Below are 24,937 nucleotides of genomic sequence, written 5' to 3'. Positions count from 1 at the left end.
TAACAAAAGGGGAAAATTTGCGCTTGGTTTGGGTCACGGCGCGCCGATCGGCTGGGGGGAGGGCGGGGAAAGGCAGGAAAAATCAATTAAAAAAGAGTAAATTGCTCATTAAAGCGTTTTAAAGGGTTTTTCGAAGCGACCTCACCGCGCATCGGCTCCGCCACACGCGGTGAGCGGGTCGAAACTTACGCCCTTGGAGGGCGCAGAGGAAGGTCATCCCCGGGGAAGGGTGCAGGGGAAGGGGAAGGGGAAGGGCTGGGGAGGCGTGGCCTCTGGAAACCTCTCCTTTCTTTTTATGGCACGTTCTCGGGTTTTTGCGGTCCGGGCTCGGTGAAGGCCGCGATGGCCGTGAGGGCATCGTCCAGGGCATCGGCCAGAGGGTCGAGGGGGGGAGGCGCGATCGGCGTTTTCAAAGCGTCGCCAACCCGTGCCGCCTCTCGCTCCAGCCGCTCCAGGGCCAGCGATCCCGCCGTCCCTTTCAGACGATGGGCCAAGGTGGCGGCCTCTTCTGCCCGGCCCTGGGCCAGATGGCTGGCCATGCACCGGCCGGCGTCGGCGTACTCGTCGCAAAAGCGCCGCAAAGCGGTTCGATACGCCCCAAGGTCGCCCCATAGCCGCAGGCCCCGGCCCGGATCAAGGGCCGTCGACGGGGGCTTGACCAGCCTGAGTGTGTCCTTGCCACAACACGAGAGGGTGAGAATCGTGGCAACAAGGTCGTCGATCTCAAAAGGCTTGGCGAGAAAGCCCGTCATTCCGGCCGCAAGGGCGGCGTCGCGCTCGGTGGGAAGGGCGCCGGCACTGAGGGCCACCACCGGCAGCGCCACCAGCCCGAGATCCGAGCGCAGGCGTCGGGTGGTTTCATAGCCGTCCTGGCCCGGCATCTGCACATCCATCAGCACCACATCCACGCTGTCGCCCATGGTGCGCAGCTTCTCCAGGGCTTCCTGGCCGTCATTGGCCACCACCACTTCGGCGCCCTCGGCCTGGAGGATCAGGCGGGCGACATCAAGGTTTATTTCGGAGTCATCAACAACCAATAGTCTTTTTCCTACCAGCCGGGCCGATGGATCGGGGGCCGACGCCTCCGTTCCCTGGTCCCCGCCGCTTTGGCGGCGCAAGGCCTCACGCACCGCGTCGCGCAGGGAGGCCGGCGTGACAGGCTTGCTCAGGCTACTGTCGGGCCCGTGGGCCCGGGCGAAAACGCAGGGCTGGGCACCGGCCGGCAGGAGAAGGACGAGGGCCACCGAGCCCAACAGCTCGCGCAGCGCTCGGCAGGTGGCAAGTGCGTCCTCGTTGGGGATCACCGCATCCAAGAGGATCACCTCGAAGGGCGTGCCGGCCAAGACCGCGGCGTTGGCTCGGGCCAGGGCTTCTTGTCCCCGGGCGACACTGTCGGCGGACCAGCCCAGGCTTTCGGCCGAGGCCACCAGGGCGGCGCGGGCTTGCGGATGGTCCTCGACGATCAGCAGGTGTTGGACAGGAGCGGGCAGGGGGGCCGGCGGTGCCGCGACCCGTCCAAACGGGACCTCGATCCAGAATTCGGAGCCGGCGTGAGGGGCGCTGACCACGCCGATCGTGCCTCCCATCAGTTCAACCAAGCGCTTGGAGATGCTCAGACCCAGCCCCGACCCCCCGTAGTGCCGGGTGGTTGAGCCATCGGCCTGGGCAAAAGCCGAAAAGATTTCGGCTTGCTTGGCAAAAGGAATGCCAATCCCGGTATCGCGCACCGAAAAGCGTAAACGAATCATCCCAAGGCTGCTCTCCACGGGGCGCGTCCCCACGCTCACGCTGCCTTCCGCCGTGAACTTCAAGGCATTGCTGACCAAGTTCACCAGGACTTGCTCCAGGCGCAGGGGGTCCCCTTCCAAGATATCGGCGTCGGGCGGGGGCGGCTCCAAGATCAGCTCGATCGGCTTGCTGCCGACAGCGGCGGCCATGATGGTGGCGATGCGCCCGAGCACCTCGGCCAGGGAGAAGCTCACCACGTCGATGGTCAGGCGCCCCGCCTCAATGCGCGAGAAATCCAAGATGTCGTTGATGATCCCCAGCAAGGAATGCCCGGCTTGGCGTAACTTGCGCACCAGATCGCGTTCTTCTGGTCCCAGGGAGGCCCGGTCAAGAAGGTTGGCGAACCCCAAGATCACGTTCATCGGCGTGCGGATTTCGTGGCTCATGTTGGCGAGGAACTCGCTGCGGATCCGCGCGAGGCGTTCCGCTTCGATGCGTGCGGCGTCGGCTTGGCGCTCGGCCTCCTTCAAGGTGGTCACGTCATCAATCACCGCAAGCACGCCGCGCACCGTGTCGCCCTCCCAGTCCGGCAGGAAGGATTTGCGCACAAAGCGCAGTTCGCCGGTTCCCTGGTGGAGCAAGGTGGTCTCATAGCTGCTGGTTTCGCCGTTCAGGCCGCGTTCGATGTAGGGCTGGGTGTTGCGCTGGCACTCCTCACCCAGGATGTCGAGCAAGGTGCGGCCCGTCATAGAGGTCGGTTCCAGGCCCAGCCACGTCTTGAATCCGCCGTTGGCGAAGCGGTTGGTAAAGTCGGGATTCCAGTAGGCTACCAGGGAGGGCATGGTATCGAGCACCACCTGGAGATCGGTGCGCGTGCTGCGCAGGGACTCTTCCATCGCCTTGCGTTCGCCAATGTCCATGAAGCTCAGGACCGCTCCTTTGATTTCATCGCCGTGGATCAGGGGACGGGTCGCGTAAAGGACCGTCAGGCGGTGGCTTTGGGCGGTCCAGAACACATCTTCGCGTCCCTCCGAGGCCCGGCCATCACGAAGGGCGGCCAGCAGCGGGCAATCCTCGGCCGGGAAGGGGCCGCAGCCATCGGCGCGCCGGCCGTGAATCAGGGCGTGCAGGGATTGGCCCAAGGCGGTGTGGGCGGTTGTTTCCAGCAAGGTACAGGCCACCGGGTTGATAAACGTGATCAACCCCCGGATATCGACGCCCACCAAGCCCCCGGCGCTTGATTCCAAGATCAACTGGGCCTGGGCCTCGGCGGCCACCAGATCGCGGGTGCGTTCCTCAACCAAGGTTTCCAGGTGACGGCGGTAGCGGTCCAGTTCCCGTTCGGCGTCCTTGATCTCGGTAATGTCGGCGATCATGGCCAGCAGCAAAGGCTGGCCTTCCAGGTGGACGAGGTCGGTCGAGCACAGGCCGGTGAAAATCCCGCCGTCGCGCCGATGGAAGGAGATCTCCAGATTGCGCACCGGATCGCCGCGCAGCACGGGACCCACCAACTCCTGCCGGTCGGAGGGGGTCAGGTAGAGGCTAAGATCAAGGGACTTCTGCCCCAGCACCTCGGACTTTGAATGCCCAAAGAGGGCTTCCCACGCCGGGTTCACGTCCACCAAGTGTCCTTCGGGGGTGGCGAGACTGATGGCGAGGGGGTTGGCTGTGGAAGATTCTTATAAATCTTAGATTGCTTTCTTCCAGGGCTTCGCTGGCTTGGCGCTGTCGGGTGACATCAAGGAAGGCCCCGACCGCGCCGCGCATCTGGCCGTTGCGACCGAGCAGGGGGGCCGCACCGCCCATCAGGAGCAAGGGGCGTCCGCCCGGCAGAGTCACTTCCAGATCATCGATCGTGATCTCCCGACGCTGGGTTACGGCTTGTTGCATTGGCAAGTCATCCAACCCCAAGTCCTGGCCTGCGCGCCGGTAGGAGCGTCCCGAGGTCAAGGTGGCGAGGTTTTCGCCTTCTGCCGCATCGAACAGAAGATTGGCGGCTCGATTGCCCAGGATTTCGCGGCAACTGGGGTCGCGCGACAGCAAAATAGCAATCGGGGCGGCTTGCATCACCGCTTCCAGTTCCTCGGCGCGCTCGCGGGCGACTTCGTCGCTGCGAGTTTGAGCTTCCTCGGCCCGACGGCGCTCGGTCACGTCAAGGGCCATGCCCCCTACGAACCAGTCCCCCGTGCCATCCTGGAAAGGAAATTTGATGCTGCGCCAGTAGAGTTCCTCGCCATCAGGTCCCACGGTCCGTTCGTCGGTCTCCAGGGCGTGGCCGCGCGCCAGGACAAGGTGATCTGTGCGGCTGAGGTCGGCGCCAATTTCGCCGGGGAACAGTTCTTCGTTGGTGCGACCTTGCCAGTCGTCGGGTCCCAGGTGCAGGCGCTTGAGGAAAGGGCGGCTACAGTAAACGTGCCGCCCGGCGCTGTCCTTGATCCAGGCAATGGAGGGGCTGTTGTCCATGAACAGCTTGAACCGGGCTTCGCTGGTGCGCAGTTCTGTTTCAACCCTCTTGCGTTCGCTGATGTCGGCCAGGGAGAGCACGCCCATGACCGGGCTTCCCTCCGCCGACATGACCAGCCGGCCGCCGCAACTGAAGGTCCGGCTCCAGGTGCCGTCGCGGCGTCGGCTGGTAAATTCAAGGTCGCGCAGATGCTCGCCCCGGATAATGCGCGACATCGGCCATTCCGACGGGGGGAGCGGGGTACCGTTGGTATCAAGCAACTCATAGAGTTCAAAAAAAATCTCAAGGTCGCCGGTGGTGGACGCAGAAGGGGGAAACTCGTGCATGGCCAGCGCCGCCCGGTTCCATGACAGGACCTTGCCGTCCAGCGAGAAGGTGACCACGCCCTCATTGATATTATCGATAATGGCCTGGAGCTGATCTTCGCGTTCACGCAGGCGCTGCTCGGCGTTTTTGCGCTCGGTCACATCGCGGCTAATGCCGTAAACCCCCGCGATCTTGCCCCAATCGTCGGCGAGCGGTCCTTTGGTGGTCCACACGGTGCGGCGCTGGCCATCGGGGTCAACGAAAATGGTCTCGAAGCTGGCCAACTTGCGCTCGCGCATCACCTCGGTATCCGAGCGCTGCATCGCCTGGGCCGTGGCCGCGGGAAACAGGGCGTCGTCGGTATGGCCCAGAATCTCCCCCGGGGCATGGCCGATCATGGCGGCGATGGCCCGGTTGGCCATGCGGTAGCGACCTTGGGGATCCTTCACGAACACCCCATCGGAGGTGCTGTCCAAAATCGCCTGGATCAGACGCTCCTGACGCGCCATGGCCATTCCCACCCGGCCCAGGCGGGCCACCAGGGCCAAGGCGCCCAGCAGCACCGCGCCCCAAAGGGCGATTTCGGCCCGATGCTCCTGGAGGCGGTTGCCCACTGCTCGGGCCAAACCATGCGTCAGCTCGGTTTCAATCTGCTCGCCCAGGCGGTCCGCCTCGTAGAACAGACGCAACTGGACCACTAGGCTTTCTTCCGAGAGGGGCCGTGTTGCGTCGCGGGGGGCTATCAGGGAGCGGCGCAGACTTTGATCCAAGTCAAAAATGACGCGTTGGTATTCCTGAAGCTGTTTCAGAAGGACGCCTTCGGGAGGATGGCCGGCGATGCCAAGAAGACTACTTTCCCCGGCGATGGCATCGGAAAGCTTGAGAGCGGCCTTGTCGAGCAGGGCTTCCACCGAGGGACCGTTAAAGGCCCGGTCCTCGCGCCGACGCACCTGGAGCAAAAAGGCCTGGGTCATTGCTTGACGGGTCTGGCGCACGTTATCGGCCGTGGGGCCGTAGGCCGCATAGGAGTTTTCCCATCCGTCGTTGATCCGCCACAACAAAAATGCGGAGGCCAGGGCGAGGAGAACAAGGACCAGGGTGACCAGAAAGCCGCGTCGTCGGTTGCCCAGGGGGGCAGAGGGAGGGTCAGGGAGGGGGGCCAGAGGGACCATGAAGGGCATCCTGGAAAAGAGCTGGGGAAGCACAGGACTTCCATCGCGTCCGTCCCCTTAGGCTGTGTGCGTCTGCGTAAAATTCCACCAGAAGGTTTTTTGGGGGGCCTGTCGGGAAGAGTGCAGCCCTCTGTCGCTCATTACCTTCTAGGGGTGTTCCCCGCGCGGGGCGGGAAGGTCCGTGCGTGCAAACCCGAACGGTCGAACCAATTGAACGTGCTCGGAACTGCCGATGAACGAGTCCATCTCTCGGTTGAAAGCATTCAGAAATATACTATCTTCTTGACGGAAAGCAAAGGCAGAGCACCCATTCTTTTTGCTAGAGGCGAGGAAGGGGTGGGCCCGCTCCGTGTCGGGGGTGGCCCGGGCTAAGGTATCGATGGTTGGGCTGGTCAGGGCCAACGCATCCACCATCCCCTGGCGCAGGGCATCCAGGGCCAGGGGGGGATCGGGAAAACCGAGCAGGCGTTGGTCGGGAATGCCGGCATCGCGCGCCATTTTCCCTTCCATGGCGCCACTGAGAACGGCAAGCCGGGCTTGGGGGGTGCGGGCAAGGTCTTCCAGGCTATGCAAACCCAGCGGATTGCCTTGTTTCACCAGCAGCGCCAGCCCGACGCAGGCCGTTGGGAGGCTGAAGGCGACTTGGGTTGCCCGTTCGGGGGTGTCAAACATCCCAGCCGCGATCAGGTCGAAGCGACCCGCCTGCAAGTCTGGAATCAAGCTGGCAAAGGTTGTTTGGATCCATTCAATTGAGGTGAACCCGAGGCGGGTCAGGATCACCCGGGCGACCTCGGGGCTCTCTCCGGTCACGTGGCCGGCGGTGTCGCGGTAGGCGTAGGGAGGTTCCCAGGCATACCCGACCCGGACCACGCGGGTCCGCGTCAGGCGCTCCCAGGTGGGATCAAGGGGGGGGCGAAACAGGGCCGCGATTGCGGCGACGAGGAGGCCGACGCCTGCCAGACTTGCCCAAAAACGGCGTGACAGTCTCATGAGGGCTCGGCTCCTCTTCTACTGACCGAATTGTTTCGACTGTATCTCGCCTTCCAGGACACGGGAAGCTGCGATCATAGGGCAATCGGGGAACGGGCGGGGACCGGGTCATCCTGTTGGGCCGCGCCACCTCTGCCTTCAAAAAAAGCATTGACCTAACCCCGAGCGTGTCGCACACCTCGGCTTGCGCTGGTGCCCCGCAAGGGGCTTGAAAGGGAATCCGGTGGCACCTCGTCAGGAGGTGGAGTCCGGAGCTGTCCCCGCAACTGTCAGCGGCGAGTGTGTCTCCTTTATCGGCCACTGGGCAACTGGGAAGGCCGGAGACCCGCGATGACCCGCGAAGCCAGGAGACCTGCCCGCGCACGCGTCGCCGCTCCGCTGGACGGGTGATCCCTCGGAACAAGGCCATCTTGGATGGCGACGACTGGACGTTGTCGCAAGGCATTCAAGGAGGCCAGGAACGCCATGAGTCCGTTTTTCCGCCAAGGCTTGTCTTGCGACGACCTCCCCTGCGCCGGCTTTCCTCTCTGAGGAGGGCCTTTCCATGGCTGGGCAAGGATGGTGTCACATGACCCATGGTTCCCTTCCGTTCCGGGCGCTGGCCCGGCAACGGTCCTTTACCTTTTCACTGGTGACGCTCACGATCGGTTTTGCCAGCGCGGCAACCGCCGCCGAGGATACCGTCACGATTCCCGAGCTTGTCATCACCGCAAGCCGCGTGCCTGTGGCGAGCGAGCAGGTGGGCAGCGCCTTGAGTGTGTTGACCCGCGACGACCTGGAATCGGGCCAGATCCGCGTGATTTCCGATGCCCTGCGCCGTGTTCCCGGCCTTTCCGTCAATCGCACCGGCGGGGCAGGCAGCCAGACCGAGTTGTATCTGCGCGGCGCCAAGGCCAACCAGACCCTGGTGCTCATCGACGGGATCGAGGTCAACAACCCCGGCTCGGGCTCGGCCTTCGACTTTGGCGATCTGGTGGCGACCGACATCGAGCGCATTGAGGTGCTGCGCGGTCCGCAAAGCGCCTTGTGGGGCAGTGATGCGGTGGGCGGCGTCATCAACATTGTCACCCGCAAAGGCCAGGGCGTTCCAACGGTGCGAGGCATGGTCGAGGGGGGATCGTTCGGGACCTCCCAGGTCCAGGCGGGCCTCAGTGGCGCCACCGATCTGGCCCACTATGCCCTGTCAGCCAGTCGATTCGCCACCCAGGGCATTTCCTCCGCGCGCTCTGGCACCGAGGCCGATGGCTACAAGAACACTGCCCTGGTGTTGCGTGGCGGCGTTTCGCCCACCGACACGCTCGACATCGAGGTGGCCGGCCGACTGGTCAGTGCCACCTTGCAGTATGACGACTTCGGCGCCGATCCGGCCCTGGGGCTGATGCGGGCTGTCGATGCTGATATCAAGGAGTATCGAGAGCAAGCGTTCGGGCGTCTCTCCGCCGAGTTGCGCTCCTTCGACGACCACTGGCGCAACAAAATCGACCTGTCGGTGGCCAGCTTCAACGCCACCGGTGATCAAAACAACGCCTGGAATTACACCCAAGACGGTCTCAAGACCAAAATCGGCTATCAGTCCTCGGTGTCGTTTGCCACGGATACCCTGGTGCCGGCCCAGCATGTCCTGACCGCCCTGGTCGAGCACGAAGCGGAGTCGGCCTACTACAAGAGTGCGTGGTCCAAGGTCGCCCCGGAGGTGGAAACCACGGGGGTGGTCGGCGAATACCGCCTGACCCTGTTCGAGGCCTTGTCGCTGTCGGGGTCGGTGCGCCAGGACTTCAACGAGCTGTTCGACGACGCCACGACCACCCGCGCCACGGCCGCCTATGTCGTGCCCCTGATCCAAACCAAACTGCGCGCCTCGGTTGGGACCGGTGTCAAGAACCCGACCTTGTTCCAGCTGTACGGGTATACCTCGACGTTCAAGGGCAATCCCGACTTGCGGCCGGAAAAATCCTTCGGCTGGGATGTGGGCGTCGATCAACCCCTGCTCAACAAGCGCCTGACCTTGGGGGCTACCTTCTTTCACACCGAGATCGACAAGCTGATCCAGGGCTCAGGCGTGTCGGCGGAGAACGTCTCGGGGGTTTCGACCATCAACGGCGTCGAACTGACGGCCCAGGCCGAGCCCCTGGAGCACCTGCACGTGGCGGCCAGTTACACGTTTCAGAACGCTGAGGATGCCGACGGCAAGGATCTTGTGCGCCGGCCCAATCATCTGGCCAGCCTCGACGTGTCCTATCGTTTCCTCGACGAGCGGGCCCAGGTGTTCTCCAGCCTCCAGTATAACGGAGCGCGCCAGGATACCACCTATGACCTGAGCTACACCCCGGGCAGCACCACCTTGGACGGATATACCCTGGTGTCGTTCGGCGGCTCCTATGCCCTGGTCAAGGACAAGGTCGAACTGTTTGGCCGGGTCGAGAACGCTCTCGACCAGGATTATCAGGAGGTCTTCAGCTATGGCGCGCCGGGCATCGCCGGATACGGCGGCCTGCGTCTCAAGCTGTGAGGCTTCTCCCCCGGGACCGAGGGAGGTGGGGGGGCAAGCCTCCCCAGTCTTCCCTTTGTCCACGCCCCCAAACCCGCCGAGGGTTCCCGGCCTGGGTGGCTCTGTGCCTTGGGCTCGCCGGCGCGTCCCTCGCCCACGCCGCCCCCTTGCCACGCGTGGCCTCGTTGGGGGTCTGCACCGACCAACTCGTCTTGGCCCTGGCCGTGCCGGAGCAAATTGTCTCCCTCTCGGCCCAGGCCACCGACCCTTACCTCTCCTGGCTGGCCGAGGCCGCCGCGCCCTATCCGCGCAACCGCGGCACGGCCGAGGAGGTCCTGGCCGCCGGCGCCGAGGTAGTGCTGGGCGAGGCCGGCTTGAACACGCCGGCCTTGTCCCTTTTGCGCCGGTTGGGCGTGACCACCCACGCCGTGGGCCTCACCGACGACCTCGCGGTGATCGACGCCGAGACCCTGCGGGTTGCCGCGCTGATCGGGCGTCTCGAGGCTGGCCAAGCCCTCGTCGCCCGGGGCCGGGACCTCTATCGAGCCTTGCAGGACACCCGACCGTCCCGCGCGCCGATCGCCGTTTATCTCCAACCCGGCGGCGGCAGCGCCGGCCAAGGGACCTTCGTCAACACCTTGATGGAGGTGGTCGGCTTGAGCAACCTGACCGCCGCCCTCGGCCGTTCGGGGTGGGGGCGGCTCGACTTGGAGGTTTTGCAGACCCACCCGCCGGAGCGGCTGGTCCTGAGCTCCTTTGACAACGGAGCTCAGGCCCGCCTGACGGCCCTTGGGCGCCATCCCGTCTTTCGCCGTTTGAGCGCCACCACCCCGGTCACGGTGGTCGAAGGGCGGGCCTGGGTCTGTTCCTCCTGGATCCTGAGCGAGGCGGCGCGCCAACTTGCCCGGGCCCGTGCGCCCGAGGGGGGAGGGGGCTTGCCATGACGCTTTCCGTCCGGTCGTCGGCCTCCCCCGCCGCCGTGAGCGTGGTCCTGGGGGCGATCTTAGGCGTGGTGGCCGTGCTTTCCCTGCGGCTTGGCTACACGGCCCTCGACTGGTCTGATTTGGTGCAGGCTCTTTGCCACCCCTCCAGCCCGGCCGGGATTATCGTGACCGAGATCCGCTTGCCGCGCATCACGCTCGCGGCCCTGGTGGGGGCGGCTCTCGGGGGGGGCGGCGCCGCCTTGCAAGGCCTTTTCCATAATCCCCTGGCCGAGCCCGGCCTGACCGGGGTGTCGTCGTGCGCGGCGCTGGGTGCGGTGGCGGCCCTGTATTTTGGCGCCGGGGCAGTGTGGCCGTGGGCCGTGCCTGTGGCCGGACTGCTCGGCGCCGCCCTGGCCACCAGCGCCCATCTGGTCCTAGTGGTGCGCGGAGCCGGCCCGCTGACCCTGATCTTGGCGGGCATCGCCTTGTCCAGTTGGGCCACGGCGCTGATTTCTCTTGCCCTTAACCTAGCGCCTCACCCTTACGCCTTGGGCGAACTGGTGTTGTGGCTGCTGGGCTCGGTGCGCGATCGCAGTGGCGAGGACGTGATGGTGTGCCTGCCCTTTGTCGTCGCCGGGGTGGCCTTGCTCCTTGCGTGCCGGCGCGATCTCGATGCCCTGGCGCTGGGTGACGAAACGGCGGCCAGTTTGGGGGTGCCCTTGGCGCGCCTGCGCTTGCAGGTGATCCTGGGCAGTGCCCTGGCCGTGGGGGCGTGCGTGGCTGTGGCCGGGGCCATTGGCTTTGTTGGCCTCATCGTTCCCCATCTGCTACGGCCTGTGGTCGGCGCCCGGCCCGGCCGGCTGCTGCTGCCCTCGGCCCTGGGCGGTGCCGTGCTGCTGGTGGTTGCCGATGCTGTGGTGCGTCTGATTTCCGTGGGGCCGGAGTTGCAAGTCGGGGTGGTCACGGCCTTGGTGGGGGCCCCGTTTTTCCTGATCCTGATCCTCAAGACCGCGCGAGGCGGCGCATGACCTGTCTGGATGTCCAGTCCCTCCAGGTTGATCTCGACGGCCGCACGCTGGTGCGCGACGTCTCCTTGCGGCTGGCGCCGGGCGACTTGGTGGGGCTGATCGGCCCCAACGGCGCCGGAAAAAGCACCCTGGTGCGGGCCCTGGCCGGGGTGATACCGGCGCGGGGGCGGCTTTTGCTAGAGGGCGTGCCCCTGCCCTCCTTGTCGCGTCGCGAGCGGGCCCGGCGCGTGGCGTATTTGCCGCAGGAGCGGGGCCTGTCCTGGCCGCTTACGGTGCGCGAGGTCGTGGCGCTGGGCCGGGTTCCCCATGGCGGCGACGAGACCGACCCCGCCGTGGACCGGGCCCTCGCCGCTACCGGCTTGGAGGCTTTCGCTGGGCGTCTGGCGACGCGGTTGTCGGGGGGCGAACGGGCCCGGGTGCTGCTGGCCCGTGCCTTGGCGGTCGAGGCGCCGGTTTTGCTGGCCGACGAGCCGGTGGCGGCCTTGGATCCCCATCACGCCCTGGCCGTGCTCGATCTTTTGCGGCGGCATGCCCGGGCGGGGACGGCTGTTCTCGTGGTGCTGCATGATTTAGTGGCGGCGGCGCGGTTTTGTGACCGGGTTTTGCTGCTCGATGCCGGCGCGTTGGTCGCCGAGGGGCCTCCCGACGCCGTGCTGACCCCGCCGATCCTGTTGCAGTATTATGCCATTGATGCCCGCTTTCCCGTGATTGAGGGGAAGCGGGTGCCGGTGCCGTGGCGTCTGCCCTAAGAGTCTGTCCGGAAAGTTATTTTATTCGATGTGTCGGTTGTTATTTCCTGTCTCCCAGGCGACTCCTCGGGGGGCAGGATGTGGACGCAGGAAAACCGGCGGGTCTATGAGCAGCATGGGCTGCGCTACCCCAGCGACCTGACGGATGATGAGTGGGCGCGGGTGGAGCCATTGATCCCACCAGCGAAGCGGGGTGGCCGCCGGCATGATCCTGGTCGCCTCACATCCAGCCCGCCAAATATCTAGGACCGCGACGGCGCCTTGCCGGTGTTGAAAGAGGTCCGCCGCCTGTTCTGGTTCATCCTCATGCTGCGCAGAATCACAAGACTCAGGAAATCAAAATAAACTTCGCGGACGGACTCTAAGTAGCATGAAACGGATATCGTTCGTCGGGTGAGGAGGGGTGAATATATTTCTCTCAAGGGGAATATATTGAAGATATCCCAGGCTTTTTATGGATGCAATGTTGCCTTCCGCCCAACGCAAAAAGAAGATGTGTGGGCTATCTATTTCGCCAGGTTCGCTGTCGCGCACGCCGATCTCCGCGACAGCGATCCCATCGTTCAATCGGTCAGGCATGTCTCCGGTCTAAACACCTCCCTAGGCCCCTCCTTGGGGGGATTCCCCTTCTTTCGTGCTCAGTCACGCCGTAGTTCGGCGACAAAACCGCTGACGCGCCCCCGGAGGTCGTTGGCCTTGTGGGCCAGCAGGCCAGCGGCGGCGCGCACATCCTTCGCCGACGTTCCTGAGATATCGGCGGCTTGTTGCAGGCCCTCGGCATTGTGGGCCACGTGATGGGTTCCGGTGGACGCCTGCTGGATGGCGCGCGAGATCTCGTGCGTGGCCGCGCCTTGTTGTTCGATGGCGGCCGCGATGCTGGCCGAGATGTCGTTCACCTGGGCAATGGCTCGGGTGATTCGCTCCAGAACCTGGACGCTTTGCCCGGTCTGCGCCTGGATGTCGGTGATTTGGCGGGCAATTTCATCGGTGGCCTTGCTGGTCTGGTTGGCCAGGGCCTTGACCTCGCCGGCCACCACCGCGAACCCCTTGCCGGCATCACCAGCGCGGGCCGCTTCAATGGTGGCATTGAGGGCCAGCAGATTGGTTTGGCTGGCCACGTCGGTGATCAAGGTCACGACTTGGCCGATCCGTTCGGCGGCATCGGACAAAGCACGCACGCTGGTATTGGTCTCGCGCGCCAGCGCGACCGCCTCGCCCACCACGGCCGTCGAGCGGGTGACCTGAGAGGAGATCTCATTGATCGAGGCGGTCATTTCCTCGGACGCGCTGGCCACGGCCTGAACGTTGGCCGAGGTGTCGCGCAGGGCGCGGTTGACCTCGGTGGTGCGCTCCTGGGTCATGTGGGCGGTGTCGCTCATGGCCTGGGCCGTGCGATCCAGTTCTTCGGCGGCTGCCGACAGCCCAGCCAGGATCTCGCCCACCTGGGCATCAAAGGTGTCGGCCAGGGTTACCCGGGCCTGGCGGCGTTCAACAAGCGTGCGCTGTTCCGCAGCCCGCGCTTCGTCCTGAAGGCGCCTGTTGCTCTGGGCATTGTCGCGGAAGACTTCCAGGGCTTGGCCCATGGCGCCGATCTCGTCACCACGCTCGCCCCCTTCAATGGAGACCTCCAGGGATCCTTGGGCGAGTTGGGTCATGGCGGCGGTCATGCGCCGCAGGGGGGAGGACACCGAGCGCACCACGACGAAGGACGCCGCCCCGGCCAGGGCCAGGATCAGGCCGCCCACCCCGAGCAGGGCCAGGGTTTGGGAGAGCATGGCGCCTTCCAAGTCATCCATGTAGACCCCGGCGCCGACGATCCAGCCCCAGGGCGCAAAGGGGGTGACGTACGCCAGTTTTCGCACTTCCTTCTGGCTGCCCGGTCGGGGCCAATAATACTCGATAAGGGCCGAGCGCCCTCCCTGGGTGCGTTCCACCATGGCCCGGACATGGGCAAAACCCCGGGCGTCCTTGGCTTGGGAAAAGTCCTTGCCTTCGGCCTGGGGAGCCCCTCGGTTGATAACGCCGCGTGCGTCCCTGTCATTGACAAAAATGTAGTTATTGTCACCAAATGAAATGCTGCGAATGACTTGGGTTGCCTCCTTTTTTGCCTGCTCATCGCTCATTTCTCCTTGCTTGATACGCGCATAGTATCCCTCAAGGATGCTCAGGGCCGCGTTGACCTGATCCTTGATGAGGGTCTCGCGTTCTTCAAGCATGCTTTGGTGCTGTCGGGTAAGAGCGACGCCGGCAAGAATGATCAGCCCCAGGGCCATCAGGAGGACCGGGAGGGCCATTCTTGCCCCCAGAGTAAATTTCCAGCTCATGGCATGTACCCCTCAAGTCCCATAAAGGCCATAATTTTACGCCGGTTTTTAAGAGGTCGGTATGAACTTTCGGCCGGAAAGAAAAACCGAGGCAGCTCTCCGGGGGCGGTGAACCTAGAGGGATCTTGTCGGGGGGAGTTGAGAGCATCAGGAGTAGAAAGGTGCGCGTCAAGACAGAAAGGCTCTTATTGTTCCCGGAGTGTTCATGCAGGAAAGGCTCGTGTTGAACGGGTAAAATGGATTGATAACGCCGGTTCAACAGGGCGACTCGACAGAAACTGCCTCAAGAAAAAAGACACGCTCCGTGCGTCTTTCAGCCCTGGTGATTTTGAGAAATGCGGGTGACGTAAGGGAAATGAGGGTGACCGGTCTTATTTTTTCGCTTCTTGAGAAAATGAAAAGAAATTAAGGAAAATAAAAATTAATAAATATTGCATTATTGCTTATTGGGTTTATTTTACAAGCAATATTTTTTGCGAAACAAGGTGGCGGTCAAATTTTTATATTACAAAACAGTAATGATAAAGTATTTTGATTATTTTTGAAGAAACGCGTAGTAATTAATTTTTTAATCAACAAAAATAATTTTAATTGGTGCCAATAAGATGTTGATCTCTAATTTTTKGGGTGAAGCACCCGGGGTGCTCAAGATTCCGATCCGCTTGGAGGTGGTCGGGCAAGAGGCATGGGCCCGTCGTTACCATCATCGTTCGCGCTTGTGCTGTCCGGGGGTACCCTCGGCCATTTATCCTGTTTGGGGGAAAGAAGGAGGTCTCGCATCTTTTTCGTTTTCAGACCAAAGGATATATCTCCCTTGAGCATTCCGATTCGAAATCATATGTGAGCCGAGGTGTGTAATGCAGACACGTCAGTCTTGGGAGGCTTCCGCCATGGCCCTGTGCAGCAAACAGTGCCCCACGTGCATCCAAAGGGTCACGGTCCGAATCGAGCACGAGGAAAAAGGGGAGGCTTTGAGCCATGTCACGGCCTTCAGGGAAACCGCCTCGGTTCTCGATCTCTATCACCAGATGGCGCAGGATCTGGGGGAGGCGGACGGCGTGGCGGTCATCCTGAGCGTTTCCGGGGTTGAAATCGCCGTGTCCTGCCCTCGGGCTCGCTCTCCGATTGAAATGGAGGCGGTGTTTTTCTGAAAAAGCGCTTTTCCCAGGCGTTTGGGGCGATCCTTCTGGACAGTCAGGAAAAAATATCGAACATTTACCAGGATAAGGAATGGCGGTTTATGGCTATTCCAGGGTAGGAGGAGCCCGTCCGGCGCCGGTCGGACCTGCGTGCAAGGGAGACATGCCCCGTGGTCAAGGCGAGTGCGCTGGGCCTCGGCCTTTATGGTCTGTGGCTTTTGATGTCTGGGTATTGGGACGATCCCTTGCTTCTGGGGTTCGGCGTGCTGTCGGCGCTGGTCTGCGTGGCCTTGGCCCTTAAAATGCAGATTGTGGATGACGAAGGGGTGCCCCTCGCTCTTCTGGCTCGTCTTGGCAGCTACCTGCCCTGGCTGGCGTGGCAGGTCGTGCTCTCCAATCTCACGGTGGCTCGGGCCGTCCTGGCCGGGCGCGCTGGGATCTCGCCCAGTCTCGGCTGGGTTAGGCCCAGCCAGCGCACCGACCTTGGCCGCGTGATCTACGCCAATTCCATCACCCTCACGCCGGGCACGTTCTCCCTTGATCTGGGGGAGCGGGGCATCTTGGTGCATGCTCTTCAGGCCGGGGGGCTGGAGGACTTGGAAGCCGGCGCCATGGATCGCCGCGTTACGGCGGTGGAGGGATCTTGATGTTTGTGGTCGCTGCCGCCGCCGTGCTGGTCGGAATGGCGCTGGCCTTGGTGCGCGCCGCCTTGGGCCCCACGGTCTATGACCGGATCCTGGCCGTCAACATGATGGGTACCAAGACGGTGTTGCTCATCGGCGTGATGGGTTTTCTGACCGGACGGCCGGACTTCCTCGACCTTGCCTTGGTCTATGCCCTCATCAACTTTGTCGGCACCATCGCCATCCTCAAGTTTCACAGCCCGGGCGGGCTGGCAGGGCCGGACAGCCCGGGCCCCTCCGCAAAACGCGAAGACGGCTGACCCTTTCCCTTTTGTTGTGGAGGCCCCCATGGACCTTCTTGTCGATGGCGCATCGTGGATCACCCTCGTGGCCGGCGGCGTTTTTCTCATTTTGGGCGCCGTGGGGGTGTTGCGCTTTCCCGATCTGTACACCCGTATGCACGCTGCCAGCCTGATCGACACCCTGGGGGCGGGCCTTATCACGGTCGGGCTCATGCTTCAGGCCGGGCCCACGCTGGTGGCCGTCAAGCTTGCTCTGGTCTTTGGCTTCTTGTGCTTGACCGGGCCGATTTCGACCCATGCCCTGGCCGGGGCGGCCTGGAACGCCGGGGTGCGGCCCCAACTGGACCAGGACCAGACCCAAGATCAGCCTGGGGGACCGCTGACCCGGGCGGCTCCCACCGATCCCACCGTGCTGGGCTGAGGAGGCCTGGGATGGAACTGATCCTTGATTTTTGCCTGTTTGCCTTCCTGACGGTAACGGCGGTTTTGATGCTGCGCCTGCGCTCCTTGTTTGCGGTGGCCATGCTGTCGGGGATTTTCAGCCTGCTTTCGGCTGCCTTGTTCACCTTGATGGACGCCGTGGACGTGGCTTTCACCGAATCGGCGGTGGGAGCCGGCATGTCCACCTTGCTGTTCCTTGGCACCTTGGCCCTGACCGGTGCCAAGACGAAGGCCGTCACCACCTGGAACATTCCGGCCCTGGCGGCCGTGCTTGTCACCGGGGGCCTGTTGATGTGGGGCACCCTGGACATGCCGTTTTATGGCGATGCCGAGGCGCCGATTCATCACCATGTGGCCGATCGCTATGTCGAAGCCAGCGGCGACGAGGTGGGGCCGCCCAACATCGTCACCAGTGTCCTGGCCAGCTATCGCGGCTTCGACACCTTGGGCGAAACCACGGTGATCTTCACGGCGGGCATGTCGGTGCTGCTGCTGATCGGCGCGCCGTTCCTCGGGCGCCGCAAGGGGGGAGATCAGTGATGCAAGAGCGGCCGATCCTGCGCATTGGCGCCAAGATCATGACGCCGATCCTCCTGCTGTTTGCCCTTTACGTTCAGTTTCATGGCGATCTGGGACCGGGCGGCGGCTTTCAGGCCGGCGTTCTCTTTGCCGTGGGCGTGATCTTGTATGCGCTGCTGGTCGGCCTGGAGCGGGCACGCCGGGTGGTGCCGCTCTCGGTGCTGCTGCCACTCAGTGCGCTGGGCGTTTTGATCTATGCCGGCACCGGGGTGGTCTCCTTGCTGCTGGGCGGGCAGTACCTGGACTATTCCCTGCTGGCCCACGACGTGCATCACGCCCAGCATTTGGGCATCTTCATGATTGAACTGGGGGTGGGGATCACCGTCTGCTCGGTGATGCTGATCTTGTTCTTCAGTTTTGCGGGGCGGGGCCGATGACCTGGGATCATGTCGCCGGATTATATAATTACTGGATCTTCATCGTCTTGATGATGATTGGCTTTTATATCGTCATGGCCAGCGGCAATTTTGTCAAAAAGCTGGTTGGCCTCAATATCTTTCAAACGTCGGTCTTCATGCTCTACATCTCCATGGGCGTGGTGGACGGCGGCACGGCGCCCATCTTGTCGGAGGCCTTCACCGTCTACACCAACCCCTTGCCCAGTGTGCTGATCCTGACGGCCATCGTGGTGGGTGTGGCCACCACCGCCCTCGGCCTCGCCTTGGTGGTCCGGCTCAAGGAAGCCTATGGTACCATTGAGGAAGATGAGGTGCTGGCCCTCGACCGGGCCGAGGACGCCGTCGGAGAGCCATCATGACGATGGCCGCCCACCTGCCTGCGCTGCAAATGGTCCTGCCCCTCATGGCCGGCCCGGTGTGCCTGCTTTTGCGTCGGCCTGTCCTGTGCTGGGCCTGGGCCTTTTTTGTCTCGGTGATCTGCTTCCTGGTGGCGTTGGGCTTGGCCGCTCAGGTGTGGGAGGCCGGGGTGATCTCGTATCACGTTGGCAACTGGCCGCCACCGTGGGGGATCGAACTGCGCCTCGACGCCTTGTCGGTCCTGATGCTGCTGTTGGTCTCGGGCGTGGGCGTGGTCGTGATGTTCTACGCCCGGGCCAGCGTGGCGCGCGAAATTCCCGAGGGTCGGCGCCCCTTATTTTATACCCTTTTCCTGCTCTCGCTCACCGGCTCGCTGGGCATGTGCACCACGGGCGACGCCTTTAACTTGTTCGTGTTCCTTGAGATTTCCAGCCTGTCCACCTATGCCCTGGTCGCCCAGGGCCACAGCCGCCGGGCCGTGCACGCGGCCTACACCTATCTCGTGCTGGGGACCGTGGGCGCCACCTTCTATGTGATCGGGCTCGGTCTTCTCTACATGATCACCGGCACCCTCAACATGATGGATCTGGCCCAGCGGCTGGTCAGTGCCGACAACCCGCGCACCCTCATCGTGGGGGCGGCTTTCCTGGTGGTCGGGGTATCGATCAAGCTGGCCTTGTTCCCGCTGCACAAGTGGCTGCCCGGCGCCTATACCCATGCGCCCAGTGTTATCTCGGCCTTTCTCGCCGCCACCGGCACCAAGGTCGCCCTCTATGTCCTGCTGCGCCTGTGCTTCACCGTGCTTGGGCCCGCCTTTGGCGCCCTGGCGTGGCCGGCCCCCGTAACCCTGGATGGGGTGATCTTGGTGTTGGCCTTGGTGGGCATGCTCACTGCCTCGCTCACCGCCTTGTTTCAGGTGGATCTCAAGCGCATGCTCGCCTACTCCTCGGTCGCCCAGATCGGCTTGATGGTGGCCGGGGTCGCCCTGGTCACGCCGCTCGGGGTCGAGGCCGGCCTGATCCATTTGCTCAACCATGCCCTGTTGAAGCTCACCTTGTTCCTGGCCCTCGGTCTGGTGGTCTTGCGTCTGGGCTCGGTGCGGCTTGATGCCCTGGCCGGGGCGGGGCGTACCATGCCGTGGACCCTGGCTGCTTTTGTCGTCGCCGCCTTGTCCCTGGTCGGCATGCCCGGCACCGCCGGCTTCATCGGCAAATGGCAGCTCGTGTTGGCGGCCCTCGACAAGGGCTGGTGGTCGGTGGCCGTGCTGATCGTCCTGGGCTCGCTCCTGACCCTGGCCTATGTCTGGAGAGTGATCGAGATCGCCTATTTCCAGCCACCCCCGGTCCAACCGACGAGCGATCCCGGCGAGGGCCCCTGGTCCATGCGCCTGCCGGTGCTGGGGCTGGCGGCGGCCAACATTGCCCTGGGCTTTGTCACCGTCCCGACCGTGGGCTTGGCCGCGCCCGCTGCCCGGGCCCTGCTGGCGGGAGGCACCCCATGAGCGTTCTGGCCTGGATCCTCGCCACTCCGCTGTTGGGGGCGCTCCTGGTGCTGCTGGCCCGGCGGCCGCTGGTGCGCGATGTCGTCTTGCTGTTCATCGCGGTGGCGACCTTTTTGCAGGTTGTCCCGCTGGTCACGCCGGTTCTGGCGGGCGGGCGGCCCGCGTTTACCCTTCTTGAGGTCCTGCCCGGGGTGCCCTTGGCCCTGGAGGTCGAGCCGCTGGGCCTGATTTTCGCCCTGCTTGCCTCGGGCTTGTGGATCGTCGCCTCCCTTTATTCCATTGGCTATATGCGGGCCAACAACGCTCCGGGGCAGAGCCGCTTTCATGCCTTCTTCGCCCTGTCCATTGCCGCCACCTTGGGGGTGGCCATGGCCGGGAACCTGTTTACCCTGTTCTTGTTCTACGAGGCCCTGACCCTGGCCACCTATCCGCTGGTCACCCACGAGGGCACGCCCGAGGCGCGGCGGGCCGGGCGGCGTTATCTGGGGACTTTGCTCTTTACCTCCATTGCCTTGTTCCTGGTCGGGATCTTGTGGACCTACAGCCTGACCGGGCGCTTGGACTTTGCGCCGGGTGGTCTCTTGGGGCAGGTGCCCGATGGGCCGATGATCGGTGTTTTGCTGGCGCTTTATGTCTTTGGCATCGGCAAGGCAGCCTTGATGCCGGTTCATGGCTGGCTGCCCGCCGCCATGGTCGCGCCGACCCCGGTGTCGGCCCTGCTCCATGCCGTGGCCGTGGTCAAGGCGGGGGTGTTTAGCGTCGTCAAGGTGATCGTCTATGTCTTCGGCGTGGACCGGCTGGCCAGCACCGGCTCGGCCGACTGGCTGGCCTGGGCGGCGGGCTTCACCGTGGTCGTCGCCTCGCTCATCGCCCTGACTCGCGACAATCTGAAGGCCCGGCTGGCCTATTCCACGGTGAGCCAGCTCTCGTATGTGGTCTTGGCGGCGGCCCTTTATGTTCCGGCCGGGATCGTGGCGGCGGCGGTTCATCTCGTCGCTCATGCCTTTGGCAAGATCACCTTGTTCTTTGCCGCCGGCGCCATCTACACCGCCGCCCACAAAACCCGGGTGAGCGAGTTGGATGGCCTGGGACGGGTCATGCCGTGGACCTTCGCCGCGTTTACCGTTGGCGCCTTGTCGATGATCGGTGTTCCCCTGACTGCCGGCTTTCTCTCCAAGTGGCTGTTTTTGGAAGGCGCCATGGACAGCCAGGCCTGGGGGGTGGTTTTGGTGCTGGCCGGGAGTACCGTGCTCAATGCCGGCTATTTCCTGCCCATTGTTCACCGCGCCTTCTTCCGCGCCCCGGCGGGGGGCCAGGACCACGCCCCCGGGCACGAGGCGCCGCTGTTGCTGGTGGTGGCCCTGTCGTTGACAGCCATCGCGACGGCGGCCGTGTTCTTTGTTCCCGACTTGTTGCTTGACCTTGCGCGAGGTGTGGCATGAGTGGCCTCAACCAGACCGTCAAACGCCTGGCCGGCGCCGGGATTGGGGTGTTGATCCTGTCGGTGGCGGCCGAGCCCTTTGCCGGTGTCACCGCCCATGCCGGGATCGACGGCTGGCTGGGCTTTCATGCCGTGTTCGGCTTTGCCGCCTGTGTCGTGATGGTGCTTGTTGCCCGGCTCCTGGGCTTTTTTTTGAAGCGCGAGGACGGCTACTATGATTGATGCCTTGCCGCCCGGCCTGATCTTGATCCTGGGCGGCGTGCTGCTGCCCGTGCTCCCGGCTTGGGCCCGCGCCCCCTGGATGTTGGCGCTGCCTCTTTTGACCCTCGCGGCCATTTGGAACGTGCCGCTTGATGCCTCAATCCGCCTGGAGTTCCTGGGCTTTTTCCTGGAGCCCCTCCAAGGTGGGGCGCTGGCCCGGCTGTTTGGCACCGTGTTTGCCCTGATGAGCTTTGCCGGCACCTTGTTTGCCCTGACCCAGCCGCGCGTCACCGAGCTGGCCGCCGCCCTGGTCTATGCCGGGGGCGCTGTGGGCTGTGCCTTTTCCGCCGACTTGATCTCTTTGTTCGTGTTTTGGGAGATCATGGCCGTGGCCTCGACGGTGGTGCTGTGGTCCTCGGACCAGCCGGGTGCCGGCAAGGCCGGGCTGCGCTATGCCGTACTGCACCTGCTGGGCGGCGCCGTCTTGATGGCCGGCATCGCCGGGCACGCGGTCTCGACGGGCTCCATCGTCCTGACCGCCTTGTCCCTGGACAGCCCGGCCTCGTGGCTGATTCTGGGCGGCGTGCTGCTCAACGCCGGCGCGCCCCCGCTGTCGGCCTGGGTTGCCGATGCCTATCCCGAGGCGTCCTATTCCGGCATGGTCTTCCTGTCGGCTTTCACCACCAAAACGGCGGTGCTGGTGCTGCTCAAGGCGTTCGCCGGGGCCGAGGTATTGATCTGGGTCGGGCTGTTCATGGTGTTCTATGGCATCTTGTACGCCCTTCTTGAAAACGACATGCGCCGCATCCTGGCCTATTCCATCGTCAATCAGGTGGGCTTCATGGTGTGCGGCATTGGCATTGGCACCGAAATGGCCCTCAATGGCGCGGCCAGCCATGCCTTCGCCCATATCCTCTACAAGGGCCTGTTGTTGATGAGCGCCGGTGCGGTGTTGATGATGACCGGGCGGCGCACGTGCACCGATCTGGGCGGCCTGTATCGCTCCATGCCGATCACCACCACCTGCGGCATCATTGGCGCCCTGGCCATCTCGGCCTTTCCCCTGACCAGCGGCTTTGTCTCCAAGTCGATGGTGGGCGAGGGGGCCCTGGGCGAGCATTTGGTCTGGGTGTGGGTCGCGCTTCAGGCGGCCAGTGCCGGGGTTTTCCTGCATGCTGGCATCAAGTATCCGTGGTTTGTGTTCTTCCAGAAGGACAGCGGCTTGCGCCCGGCTGATCCGCCGCTCCCCTTGCGTTTGGCCATGATCCTTCTCGCCGTCTTGTGCGTCGCCATCGGGATCTGGCCCTCGGCCCTCTATAGCCTGCTGCCCTATCCCGTGGCCTACGAGCCGTATACGCCGGCCCATGTGGTCACTCAGCTTCAACTTTTGCTGTTTGCCGGTCTGGCCTTCTTCGTCCTGCTGCCGCTGATGAAGCGCACCCGCACCGTGAGCTTGGATGTGGATTGGCTCTATCGCTGGCTGGGGCCGCGCTTGGCCAAGGCACTGTGGCGGGCTTGGGAGCAGGCGGGGGCGGGGCTGGAGCGGTGGACTGCCGCCGTGGGGGCGGCCGTGGCGCCGGGCTTGCGCCACAGCCACGGTCCTCTTGGGCTGTTGGGGCGGGGGTGGCCGACCAGTTTGTCGGTGGTCCTTGTTTTGGGACTGCTGGCGCTGGCGCTGCTGTTGGGCTACGAGCGGTAGAGGAAAAAGAAGGCTGGGGAGGCTTGCCTCCCCAGACCCCTCGTTTCTAGGGGCGGCCCGGGGGCTGGTTCAGGTCACGGGCAATGTAAACGCGGCACGTTGAATAGCCATCGTTGTGGAAGTGATAGGTGACGTTGTCTTCCGCCTTGGCCTTTGGGTCGCGGAGGTTGTAGTCCTTTTTGGCGATACCGGTCAGGGTGCGCCGTCCGTCTTCGCTTCCGACGTAGCCGATGTACAGGCGTTCCTTGTTGACCTGATTGAACAGGCCGCGCCGACACAAGGAGGTCAACTCCTTGTTTAACTCGCCCACTTTCCAGAAGGCGGCGGTTCCCTTGCCATAAAGGCGGCCGCGATCTTGGGCTTGGGCCAGGGCCGGGGCGAGAAGAGCGGCGGCCATGAGCCCCAGCAGCCACGTTTTCATATCTGGCCTCTTCCATTGCGCAAGACTGCCTTGGTCAAGAGTGCCCCAAGGGCGGCAGCTTGGCAAGGAGAGGAGGGGTCTGGGGAGGCGAGCCTCCCCAGCCTTCCTTTCGCCCCCCGTTCCCAGGAAGCCCCAGCCACCCTATCTCTCAGTGAGAAGATCCCCCCAAACAAGGAGCGTGGCGCATGTGGCGACGGATAGGGCGATGGCTTTCGGCCGTGGGCGTGAGCGGGGCCTTGGCGGGCTGCGCAGTGGGGCCGGGCCCGAGCGTGGGGGGAGGCGAGTCCCCGCCAAGCGGCCGGATCATCGACACCCGGACTGGCACGCCCCTAACACCAGCGGCCCTGGTGGCCCGGCTGGCCGAGGCCGACGTGGTGTTGCTGGGGGAACGCCACGACAACCCGGACCACCACGCCGGGCAGGCCTTCCTCTATCAAGCCTTGATCGACCAGGGGCGCCGCCCGGCCCTGGTGATGGAGATGCTCGATCAGGGGCAGGAAGCGGCGATCATGGCGGCCCAGGCTGCGCCCGAGAGCGCCGCCACGGCGTTGGCCTGGGAGGAGCGGGGCTGGCCCGATTTTGCGTGGTACGCTCCCGTGCTGCGGGCGGCGTGGACGGCGGGGCTGCCGGTCACGCCCGGCAATCTGCCGCGCGAGACGATTCGGGCCGTGGTGCGCGCGGGGCAGCTTCCTGCGGGTCTGGATGTCAGCCGTCCCTTGCCCCCCCAGGCCCAGGCCGATCTCGAGACCGAACTGCGCGACAGTCATTGCGGCATGCTGCCCGAGGCCCTGCTGCCCGGCATGGTTCGGGCCCAGCGGGTGCGTGACGCCGTGATGGCCGAGGCGGTTCTGCGGCATCGGCCGTCGGTGCTGATTGCTGGCTGGGGGCACACCCGGCGGGATCGACCAGACGAACAACGCTTCGGGCAAAAGATAGCCGATGAAGTCGATCGGGCGCTTGATCGCGCCTCCCAAGGTAAAAAGTAAGGACTCGCGCCGATGCACAGCACGCTTGTTTTTCCAGACCCCGGCTCGTGGGACGTTCTGGAACTGCCCTTCACACCCGATCGGATTTTGTGCGTCGAGGTGTGGTGCCCTGACAAAGAAGTTTGGGTGACGGTCGCGCCCGAACGTTGGCGCTGTGACGGCGCCCGGATCCTCCCCGTTGGCGAATGGCCGACAGCGGTGGAGATGCGGGTGACGGTGGCGTCCTGATGCCCTACGCCCCGCCTCGGATATGCGCGCGGTGCAAGAAGCTGGTGCCCCATGGGCAACGCTGCCCATGCGCACCGGCCAGGGAGCCGGATCGGCGGGAGTCCGCGAGCAAGAGGGGCTACGGGGCACAATGGCGGCGGCTCCGGGACCTGGTGTTGGCCGACGAGCCGTTGTGTCGCGAGTGCGCCAAGGTGGGGCGCGTGGTGCCTGCGACTGACGTGGACCACATCATCCCGCACCGGGGCGACGATCGGCTGTTTTGGGATCGTCGCAATTTGCAACCGCTTTGTAAGGCGTGCCATAGCGCCAAGACAGCGCGCGAGGACGGTGGCTTCGGCAACAGGCGGAAAACGGGTTGATTGGCGCACTTGGTGCGCTGAATACCCCTAGGGCGGGTCTTTTATCTTTTGCTTACCCCTGGAGGACCGGGTGGGGGGTCACGCGCGCAC

General features: G+C 64.1%; 23 protein-coding genes, 1 pseudogene and 1 riboswitch. Of the genes and pseudogenes, 19 read left to right on the top strand and 5 right to left on the bottom strand.

The window, feature by feature from the left end; all coding sequences use genetic code 11:
* Nucleotides 1-293: 293 nt before the first annotated feature.
* The 3 genes from RSPPHO_RS18185 to ehuB form a co-directional block, all read right to left on the bottom strand.
* Nucleotides 294-3,350 carry a response regulator gene (locus tag RSPPHO_RS18185; RefSeq protein WP_051013939.1) on the bottom strand — a complete coding sequence of 1,019 codons (3,057 nt, stop codon included), beginning with the start codon at nt 3,348-3,350 and terminating at the stop codon, nt 294-296.
* Nucleotides 3,277-5,670 (bottom strand): PAS domain-containing protein, encoded by a 2,394-nt coding sequence (locus RSPPHO_RS15365; protein ID WP_041795845.1) that lies wholly within the window; start codon nt 5,668-5,670, stop codon nt 3,277-3,279. Before RSPPHO_RS15365 ends, RSPPHO_RS18185 begins: the two co-directional genes overlap by 74 nt.
* A 147-nt stretch (nt 5,671-5,817) precedes the next feature.
* Nucleotides 5,818-6,660: an ectoine/hydroxyectoine ABC transporter substrate-binding protein EhuB gene (gene ehuB, locus RSPPHO_RS15360; protein WP_014416128.1), complete on the bottom strand. Its 843-nt coding sequence runs from the start codon at nt 6,658-6,660 to the stop codon at nt 5,818-5,820.
* 173 nt (nt 6,661-6,833) lie between these two features.
* Nucleotides 6,834-7,034, top strand: a riboswitch (cobalamin riboswitch).
* A 194-nt stretch (nt 7,035-7,228) separates the two neighbouring features.
* Here ehuB and RSPPHO_RS15355 point away from each other — a divergent pair.
* The 5 genes and pseudogenes from RSPPHO_RS15355 to RSPPHO_RS20270 form a co-directional block, all read left to right on the top strand.
* Nucleotides 7,229-9,169: a TonB-dependent receptor plug domain-containing protein gene (locus RSPPHO_RS15355; RefSeq protein WP_041795843.1), complete on the top strand. Its 1,941-nt coding sequence runs from the start codon at nt 7,229-7,231 to the stop codon at nt 9,167-9,169.
* A 95-nt stretch (nt 9,170-9,264) separates the two neighbouring features.
* Complete coding sequence (locus RSPPHO_RS18180) at nt 9,265-10,092, top strand: ABC transporter substrate-binding protein (protein WP_051013938.1); 828 nt, start codon at nt 9,265-9,267, stop codon at nt 10,090-10,092.
* Nucleotides 10,089-11,099, top strand: coding sequence for a FecCD family ABC transporter permease (locus tag RSPPHO_RS15345; protein WP_014416125.1), 1,011 nt, complete (start codon nt 10,089-10,091; stop codon nt 11,097-11,099). The genes RSPPHO_RS18180 and RSPPHO_RS15345 overlap by 4 nt, the downstream gene beginning before the upstream one ends.
* Nucleotides 11,096-11,848 (top strand): ABC transporter ATP-binding protein, encoded by a 753-nt coding sequence (locus RSPPHO_RS15340; protein ID WP_041795841.1) that lies wholly within the window; start codon nt 11,096-11,098, stop codon nt 11,846-11,848. The genes RSPPHO_RS15345 and RSPPHO_RS15340 overlap by 4 nt, the downstream gene beginning before the upstream one ends.
* A gap of 78 nt (nt 11,849-11,926) precedes the next feature.
* Nucleotides 11,927-12,049 (top strand): annotated as a pseudogene (locus tag RSPPHO_RS20270) (transposase); the annotation flags it as partial.
* A 437-nt stretch (nt 12,050-12,486) separates the two neighbouring features.
* On the opposite strand, the gene RSPPHO_RS15335 reads toward RSPPHO_RS20270, so the two are convergent.
* Complete coding sequence (locus RSPPHO_RS15335) at nt 12,487-14,142, bottom strand: methyl-accepting chemotaxis protein (protein WP_051013937.1); 1,656 nt, start codon at nt 14,140-14,142, stop codon at nt 12,487-12,489.
* Between the two features lie 920 nt (nt 14,143-15,062).
* Here RSPPHO_RS15335 and RSPPHO_RS15330 point away from each other — a divergent pair.
* The 11 genes from RSPPHO_RS15330 (at nt 15,063) to RSPPHO_RS15280 (ending at nt 22,853) form a co-directional block, all read left to right on the top strand.
* Nucleotides 15,063-15,323 (top strand): hypothetical protein, encoded by a 261-nt coding sequence (locus tag RSPPHO_RS15330; protein WP_041795839.1) that lies wholly within the window; start codon nt 15,063-15,065, stop codon nt 15,321-15,323.
* Nucleotides 15,324-15,481: 158 nt separating this feature from the next.
* The gene (locus tag RSPPHO_RS15325; protein WP_014416122.1) at nt 15,482-15,958 is read left to right on the top strand and encodes a Na+/H+ antiporter subunit E; all 477 of its coding nucleotides are present in this window, start codon (nt 15,482-15,484) and stop codon (nt 15,956-15,958) included.
* Nucleotides 15,958-16,254: an MrpF/PhaF family protein gene (locus RSPPHO_RS15320; protein WP_041795837.1), complete on the top strand. Its 297-nt coding sequence runs from the start codon at nt 15,958-15,960 to the stop codon at nt 16,252-16,254. Before RSPPHO_RS15325 ends, RSPPHO_RS15320 begins: the two co-directional genes overlap by 1 nt.
* Before the next feature lie 28 nt (nt 16,255-16,282).
* On the top strand, nt 16,283-16,657 hold the full coding sequence (mnhG, locus tag RSPPHO_RS15315) for a monovalent cation/H(+) antiporter subunit G (RefSeq protein ID WP_051013936.1): 375 nt from the start codon (nt 16,283-16,285) through the stop codon (nt 16,655-16,657).
* 11 nt (nt 16,658-16,668) lie between these two features.
* The gene (locus RSPPHO_RS15310) at nt 16,669-17,217 is read left to right on the top strand and encodes a DUF4040 domain-containing protein (RefSeq protein ID WP_041795831.1); all 549 of its coding nucleotides are present in this window, start codon (nt 16,669-16,671) and stop codon (nt 17,215-17,217) included.
* The gene (locus tag RSPPHO_RS15305; protein ID WP_041795830.1) at nt 17,217-17,633 is read left to right on the top strand and encodes a Na(+)/H(+) antiporter subunit B; all 417 of its coding nucleotides are present in this window, start codon (nt 17,217-17,219) and stop codon (nt 17,631-17,633) included. Before RSPPHO_RS15310 ends, RSPPHO_RS15305 begins: the two co-directional genes overlap by 1 nt.
* The gene (locus RSPPHO_RS15300; RefSeq protein WP_014416118.1) at nt 17,630-18,013 is read left to right on the top strand and encodes a cation:proton antiporter subunit C; all 384 of its coding nucleotides are present in this window, start codon (nt 17,630-17,632) and stop codon (nt 18,011-18,013) included. The genes RSPPHO_RS15305 and RSPPHO_RS15300 overlap by 4 nt, the downstream gene beginning before the upstream one ends.
* Nucleotides 18,010-19,512 (top strand): monovalent cation/H+ antiporter subunit D family protein, encoded by a 1,503-nt coding sequence (locus RSPPHO_RS15295; protein WP_014416117.1) that lies wholly within the window; start codon nt 18,010-18,012, stop codon nt 19,510-19,512. Before RSPPHO_RS15300 ends, RSPPHO_RS15295 begins: the two co-directional genes overlap by 4 nt.
* Nucleotides 19,509-20,954 (top strand): proton-conducting transporter transmembrane domain-containing protein, encoded by a 1,446-nt coding sequence (locus tag RSPPHO_RS15290; protein ID WP_041795826.1) that lies wholly within the window; start codon nt 19,509-19,511, stop codon nt 20,952-20,954. Before RSPPHO_RS15295 ends, RSPPHO_RS15290 begins: the two co-directional genes overlap by 4 nt.
* Nucleotides 20,951-21,175 carry a hypothetical protein gene (locus tag RSPPHO_RS15285; protein WP_014416115.1) on the top strand — a complete coding sequence of 75 codons (225 nt, stop codon included), beginning with the start codon at nt 20,951-20,953 and terminating at the stop codon, nt 21,173-21,175. Before RSPPHO_RS15290 ends, RSPPHO_RS15285 begins: the two co-directional genes overlap by 4 nt.
* Complete coding sequence (locus RSPPHO_RS15280; protein WP_014416114.1) at nt 21,168-22,853, top strand: Na(+)/H(+) antiporter subunit D; 1,686 nt, start codon at nt 21,168-21,170, stop codon at nt 22,851-22,853. Before RSPPHO_RS15285 ends, RSPPHO_RS15280 begins: the two co-directional genes overlap by 8 nt.
* A gap of 46 nt (nt 22,854-22,899) precedes the next feature.
* Here the strand turns inward: RSPPHO_RS15280 and RSPPHO_RS15275 are convergent, their stop codons facing one another.
* On the bottom strand, nt 22,900-23,274 hold the full coding sequence (locus RSPPHO_RS15275; RefSeq protein WP_041795817.1) for a hypothetical protein: 375 nt from the start codon (nt 23,272-23,274) through the stop codon (nt 22,900-22,902).
* A gap of 185 nt (nt 23,275-23,459) precedes the next feature.
* Here RSPPHO_RS15275 and RSPPHO_RS15270 point away from each other — a divergent pair, with 185 nt between their 5' ends.
* The 3 genes from RSPPHO_RS15270 to RSPPHO_RS19395 are packed head-to-tail and all read left to right on the top strand — an operon-like array spanning nt 23,460 to nt 24,847.
* Nucleotides 23,460-24,260 carry a ChaN family lipoprotein gene (locus tag RSPPHO_RS15270; RefSeq protein ID WP_051013935.1) on the top strand — a complete coding sequence of 267 codons (801 nt, stop codon included), beginning with the start codon at nt 23,460-23,462 and terminating at the stop codon, nt 24,258-24,260.
* A 12-nt stretch (nt 24,261-24,272) separates the two neighbouring features.
* Nucleotides 24,273-24,488 carry a hypothetical protein gene (locus RSPPHO_RS15265; RefSeq protein WP_041795437.1) on the top strand — a complete coding sequence of 72 codons (216 nt, stop codon included), beginning with the start codon at nt 24,273-24,275 and terminating at the stop codon, nt 24,486-24,488.
* Nucleotides 24,446-24,847, top strand: a complete 402-nt coding sequence (locus RSPPHO_RS19395) for an HNH endonuclease (RefSeq protein WP_339325387.1) — start codon at nt 24,446-24,448, stop codon at nt 24,845-24,847. Before RSPPHO_RS15265 ends, RSPPHO_RS19395 begins: the two co-directional genes overlap by 43 nt.
* Nucleotides 24,848-24,937: the final 90 nt, after the last annotated feature.

This window comes from Pararhodospirillum photometricum DSM 122, from assembly GCF_000284415.1.
GTDB classification, from domain to species: Bacteria; Pseudomonadota; Alphaproteobacteria; order Rhodospirillales; family Rhodospirillaceae; genus Pararhodospirillum; species Pararhodospirillum photometricum.
This window is presented reverse-complemented; position numbering and strand designations above follow the sequence as displayed.

Excerpts from the sequence above, each read along its gene's own strand:
- RSPPHO_RS15280 (WP_014416114.1), top strand. The coding sequence starts at position 21,168 with ATGATTGATGCCTTGCCGCCCGGCCTGATCTTGATCCTGGGCGGCGTG.
- RSPPHO_RS15305 (WP_041795830.1), top strand. The coding sequence starts at position 17,217 with ATGCAAGAGCGGCCGATCCTGCGCATTGGCGCCAAGATCATGACGCCG.
- RSPPHO_RS15365 (WP_041795845.1), bottom strand. The coding sequence starts at position 5,670 with ATGGTCCCTCTGGCCCCCCTCCCTGACCCTCCCTCTGCCCCCCTGGGC.
- RSPPHO_RS15335 (WP_051013937.1), bottom strand. The coding sequence starts at position 14,142 with ATGGCCCTCCCGGTCCTCCTGATGGCCCTGGGGCTGATCATTCTTGCC.
- RSPPHO_RS19395 (WP_339325387.1), top strand. The coding sequence starts at position 24,446 with ATGGCCGACAGCGGTGGAGATGCGGGTGACGGTGGCGTCCTGATGCCC.
- RSPPHO_RS15275 (WP_041795817.1), bottom strand. The coding sequence starts at position 23,274 with ATGAAAACGTGGCTGCTGGGGCTCATGGCCGCCGCTCTTCTCGCCCCG.
- RSPPHO_RS15330 (WP_041795839.1), top strand. The coding sequence starts at position 15,063 with ATGGCCCTGTGCAGCAAACAGTGCCCCACGTGCATCCAAAGGGTCACG.
- RSPPHO_RS15355 (WP_041795843.1), top strand. The coding sequence starts at position 7,229 with ATGACCCATGGTTCCCTTCCGTTCCGGGCGCTGGCCCGGCAACGGTCC.
- RSPPHO_RS15300 (WP_014416118.1), top strand. The coding sequence starts at position 17,630 with ATGACCTGGGATCATGTCGCCGGATTATATAATTACTGGATCTTCATC.
- RSPPHO_RS15270 (WP_051013935.1), top strand. The coding sequence starts at position 23,460 with ATGTGGCGACGGATAGGGCGATGGCTTTCGGCCGTGGGCGTGAGCGGG.
- RSPPHO_RS15285 (WP_014416115.1), top strand. The coding sequence starts at position 20,951 with ATGAGTGGCCTCAACCAGACCGTCAAACGCCTGGCCGGCGCCGGGATT.
- ehuB (WP_014416128.1), bottom strand. The coding sequence starts at position 6,660 with ATGAGACTGTCACGCCGTTTTTGGGCAAGTCTGGCAGGCGTCGGCCTC.
- RSPPHO_RS15295 (WP_014416117.1), top strand. The coding sequence starts at position 18,010 with ATGACGATGGCCGCCCACCTGCCTGCGCTGCAAATGGTCCTGCCCCTC.
- mnhG (WP_051013936.1), top strand. The coding sequence starts at position 16,283 with ATGGACCTTCTTGTCGATGGCGCATCGTGGATCACCCTCGTGGCCGGC.
- RSPPHO_RS15345 (WP_014416125.1), top strand. The coding sequence starts at position 10,089 with ATGACGCTTTCCGTCCGGTCGTCGGCCTCCCCCGCCGCCGTGAGCGTG.
- RSPPHO_RS15290 (WP_041795826.1), top strand. The coding sequence starts at position 19,509 with ATGAGCGTTCTGGCCTGGATCCTCGCCACTCCGCTGTTGGGGGCGCTC.
- RSPPHO_RS15310 (WP_041795831.1), top strand. The coding sequence starts at position 16,669 with ATGGAACTGATCCTTGATTTTTGCCTGTTTGCCTTCCTGACGGTAACG.
- RSPPHO_RS15265 (WP_041795437.1), top strand. The coding sequence starts at position 24,273 with ATGCACAGCACGCTTGTTTTTCCAGACCCCGGCTCGTGGGACGTTCTG.
- RSPPHO_RS15340 (WP_041795841.1), top strand. The coding sequence starts at position 11,096 with ATGACCTGTCTGGATGTCCAGTCCCTCCAGGTTGATCTCGACGGCCGC.
- RSPPHO_RS15320 (WP_041795837.1), top strand. The coding sequence starts at position 15,958 with ATGTTTGTGGTCGCTGCCGCCGCCGTGCTGGTCGGAATGGCGCTGGCC.